Here is a 4367-nt window from a genome sequence, read left to right as displayed (position 1 = left end):
GCGCATCCCCTCAAGGTACCCGTACCAGGAGCAACGTTATGCTAGTCCTGTGCCATGGTCGTCTCCTTCCACGTCTTCAAAGAATTCTAGTATGAAGCAACGTCCGATCCTTTCACCGACGAAATGGCGCGCGCTCGCAGCGGTAAGTCTTCACAGTCACCCCCGAAACGCCCGGCTAACCATTGGTCCCGCGTCGGTCTTGCGACGTTGCGGCGCAACCCTGTTTCCTCGCTCCCCCAAGGCTGCCCACGTCCTGCTGTTCATTTCAACAAAACTACGCGCGTGGTTGTGCTGGATCTGCACGGCAATCTGTTTCCCGGCCGTGGCTTCCAGCGCGGTCACATCCGCCTGCGTTTCGACCGGCGCGTCATCGAGCGACAGGACGATATCGGCGCTGCCGTCATAATTAGCGACCGCGAGCGCGGCTCAAACAGATGCAACCAGGCGATACCAACGGACCGCCAGCGTACAGACATCACAGTTCATTCGATGCGACGATCTGAGGCACGCGGGGCTGCAATGCACCGTCATCCGCCGGCCGAACCAAGCCACCGCCGGTCCCTCCAACGTCTAACAGGAGGACCATCATGATCCGACTATTCTGCATTTTCGCGCTTGCTACTGGCCTTACCGGCTGCATCGTCGCTCCGCCGTACACTACTGGCTACGGTTATGCCCCCGCGCCCGCATATGAATCTGGGCCAGGCTACTACGGATATGCGCCTGGCTACTACGTTGCACCGGCCATCGATGTTGGGATCGGTTTTGGTGGCTACTATGGCGGCGGACACGATGGTCACGGCGGACATGGAAGGTGAATGATCAGGCTTACTAAGGCTTTCGACGTTACGCAGAGTAACGCTCGCAAGATCCACGGTTAACTCACTTCTCACGGAGCGAACCTATCAAGAAGATCGCCATGGCCATCGTCGTTGCTATGACAACGCTATCCACGGCACCGGCATTCGCCGATTCCTACCATGATCACCACCGGCATCACTGGCATCATTGCCATCGGGTTTGGCATCACCACCATTGGGAACGGATCTGCCACTAACGCACGGCGAAACGGGGGAGTCCCTGAGAGGTAAATCGGCCCAACCCATCTCGGCGGCCGGCAAATCCGCCACCGCAGACGGTTGGCGTTTGGGGCTGGAAGAAGCAAGCCGGCACCAGCTATGCTTTTTGCAGTCCCCTTCCCGCCTGCGGGCATCGCTTGGGTCGCCGGTTTTGATGCAATCGACGCAGGACCTTTGGAGCCTTGCCGGGCGGCCGTTGAGTGGACATAGCCTTATTGAGCCGCGGCTTGGGCGGCTTCCGCGCTGGCCAGTTGCGGCGCCGGTCTCGCAGTGGACCGCGGCGCGGCCATCGCCGTCCTCGTATCTACAAACGGGCGGGACACGGCAGGGCGCGCGTCCGTCAGTCCGCAGTACAAGTCGATGTAGCGCCGAACGGGGGCGCCCCAGCCCGATTCGCGCATCATCGCATTGCGCTGGAGGGCGCGCCACAGCGAGGGATTCTTGAACGCATCGATCGCGCGGCGCACCGCATCCGTGACGGCGTTGACCGTTTCTCCCTCGAACAGGAAGCCGTTTGCGGCACCCGACTTGCCCAGTTCGAGCGCGTAGTCGACGATGGTGTCGGAGAGGCCACCGACGCGCGACGCAATCGGGATCGTGCCGAAGCGCATCGCATACAGCTGCGTGAGGCCGCACGGCTCGAAGCGGCTTGCGTGCAGCAGCATGTCCGCGCCGGCATGCAGCATGTGCGCGAGCGTCTCGTCGTAACCGATATACGTGCCCACCCGCCCCTGCCACTGTGCGGCCAACTCGCGCATGCGGCGCTCGATCTGCGCATCGCCTTGCCCGAGGATGGCAAATTGCAGCCGTTCGTGACGCGACAGCATGGCCGGTATCGCCTCCGCGACAACCTCCGCAAGCTTCTGCTCGGTGAGCCGGCTGCCAATCGCCACCAAAGGCACGAAAGGCTCGCGGGTGAGGCCGAAGGCCTGCTGCAGCGCTCGCTTGCATGCATACTTGCCGGCCACGTTGTCAACCGAATAATGGCTGGCGATCAGTGGGTCGCTGGACGGATCCCACGTCTGCATGTCGATGCCGTTCGTGATGCCGGAGAGCTTGTGCGCCTCCGCGTTCAGCACACCTTCCATAAGATGGCCGAAGCGGGGCGTCAGGATTTCCCGGGCGTAGCGTTCGCTCACCGTCGTCACCCGTTCGGCGTGGACGATGCCAGCCTTGATCATGCTCAGCGAACCGTAGAACTCGATGCTGCGTTCGTCGCTCAGCGCAGGCACCAGTAGTTCGGGCGGCACGCCGATCCACTCCCCTGCGGTGAGCGGATAGTTGCCCTGAAACGCAAGGTTATGGATGGTGAAGACGCTGCGTGCCTGCACGCCGCCGAGCTTCATGAAGAGCGGGGTCAGTCCGGTGTGCCAGTCGTGCGCGTGGACGATGTCCGGACGCCCGATGCCGCGGATGCCTCTTGCGATTCTCGCCGCGGCCGCTGCCAGGGAAGCAAAGCGCACGAGATTGTCTACGTAGTCCCGTCCATGCCTGTCACGGTAGATCCCTTCGCGGTTGTACAGGTGATCCATCTGCAGCAGCAGCACGGAGAGTCCGGTGTCCGGCATGCGCGCCCGGATGATCACGCCATCCCCCCCGGGCAGCCCGGATAGTCTGGCCACCCGGGTCGCGCCCAGCACGCCCGCCAGCGCGCCCGGGTAAGCGGGCATGAGAATCAATGCGGCCACACCGGCGTCGCGTAACGCGGCGCCATAAGCGCCGACCATGTCACCGAGTCCGCCAGTTTTTGCGAGGGGTGTCGCCTCGGGGGCAACCAGCAGGACATTTAGCGGCGTCGGCATAAGTAAAGGGAGTGGAGGCGGTGGCTGATGAGTAGAGTGAACAGTGCCGCTAAAGCAGTTCACTTACAGCAAGCGCCATGCCTGTCCCTTCGTGGTGTTGAAAAAGCTGAACCCGCGTCGCCGGTTGCCGGTCCCCGTTGATTCGTTGCAACGCGCCACATAGGACTGTCAATGACGAGTCGGGACAAAAGCTCAGCTCTGCTTGTGTTTTTGCAGCGCCAGGCGCGATGCGAACGCAACCATTTCGCACCTGTGAACGGCTGTGAGAAACCGACATTCTCGGCTGAGCCCGCACCATGGTTTTCAACCGCAGGGCGTAGCTGCGCCGCAAAAACCGTGTGTTACCTACATGTCTGGGACGTACCGTCCCGGGTACTCACCACTGGAGGTCATCACGAGCACGTACCATTCCGAGCAACATCCAAACAGCGACAAGAGCGAGCACAGCATTGATGAAGCCGTGGAGGACAACCTTTCCAGCATCCTCCTTCGATCGGCGGCGTGACAAAGATCAACCTTGAACCGGATCACCAGGAAGCACACAGGAAAATACTGCACGCGAAGCACAGTTGAGGACTCGTCTCTCAATGCCCGTTGCAGAAAATGGCGGTGAGAAGAAGGGGAATCACTTCCCGAATGACGGCGTCACTACCTGCCTGGCGTGCGCGCGCCTCAACTGACTCGGCAGGGCCGGTTACTACCACGCCGTACGCTGAGGCCGTCATCGGCTCGCCGCCGCCCGGTTTGAACATCGGATCGCCCTGCTCATACCCGAAGACGGCATAAACGTGAAAGCCGAATGCCGTCAGGTTGCTGCCGTGCGTTGGTCGAAATGCGTTGACTGAGTTCGCTTCAACGCGCATTGGCTTTGGATCGATAGACTGGCCGTCCAGAAGTGGGGCGATGAACTCGTGCGCGCTCGATTTGCAGTCGAGTTGTGGATCGAGCGCATGGGCATGGCACAGGACTGGAGAGAACCCCATGCCTAATGACGTTAGCACGGTCAATGTGCTGGAAATGGACTTTTTCATCGTAGTCGCGCAGGTGGTTCTGTCACACCACACACTCGCATGTCTGGCGTCGGACGTCGGTACGGTGGCAACCCATGTCCTTGACTCGGTCTGTCTGGCTGCTGCGGCTGTTCCGTCAGGTAGTCGATATCGCCAGTCCTCCCGCACGGTGCGTTCTGCGCACAGTCAATCCGTGCGATGGCAGTGATCTGGCGGCGGCAGACGCACAGACAGTGAGCGATTGGCTCAGCCAGAAAAATGCGAGCTACGCCGCGCGCTGGTTCAACCACACCCGGCCTGCCGCCGTCATGTTGATGACACCACACGCACGCGACTCATATGCAAGCCCGAAGCTCAAGAGTTCTTCCGCTATCGAGCGTGGCATCTCTGCCAGGGAATCTGGAATTCGATCAAGCGATTTGAGCGTCTGGACGGCCTCGGGGGAGAGCTGGATGACCATGGCGGCCTCCTGTTTG

3 protein-coding genes and 1 pseudogene are annotated in these 4367 nt (G+C 61.2%); 1 reads left to right on the top strand and 3 read right to left on the bottom strand.

Annotation, left to right across the window (positions count from 1 at the left end):
• Positions 1-587 precede the first annotated feature (587 nt).
• Positions 588-818: a hypothetical protein gene (locus tag PQQ96_RS41715; RefSeq protein ID WP_408303203.1), complete on the top strand. Its 231-nt coding sequence runs from the start codon at positions 588-590 to the stop codon at positions 816-818.
• A 473-nt stretch (positions 819-1291) separates the two neighbouring features.
• Here PQQ96_RS41715 and glgA read toward each other — a convergent pair whose 3' ends face one another.
• The 3 genes and pseudogenes from glgA to PQQ96_RS41700 all read right to left on the bottom strand — a co-directional run.
• On the bottom strand, positions 1292-2881 hold the full coding sequence (glgA, locus tag PQQ96_RS41710) for a glycogen synthase GlgA (RefSeq protein WP_408303201.1): 1590 nt from the start codon (positions 2879-2881) through the stop codon (positions 1292-1294).
• Positions 2882-3465: 584 nt separating this feature from the next.
• Positions 3466-3912, bottom strand: a complete 447-nt coding sequence (locus PQQ96_RS41705) for a hypothetical protein (RefSeq protein ID WP_408303199.1) — start codon at positions 3910-3912, stop codon at positions 3466-3468.
• A 244-nt stretch (positions 3913-4156) separates the two neighbouring features.
• Positions 4157-4367 (bottom strand): annotated as a pseudogene (locus PQQ96_RS41700) (hypothetical protein); the annotation flags it as partial.

The sequence above is a fragment of the Paraburkholderia sediminicola genome, from assembly GCF_046027825.1.
GTDB lineage: Bacteria > Pseudomonadota > Gammaproteobacteria > Burkholderiales > Burkholderiaceae > Paraburkholderia > Paraburkholderia sediminicola_D.
Note: the sequence above shows the minus strand (reverse complement) of the source record. Positions and strands in the feature narration are given on the sequence as shown.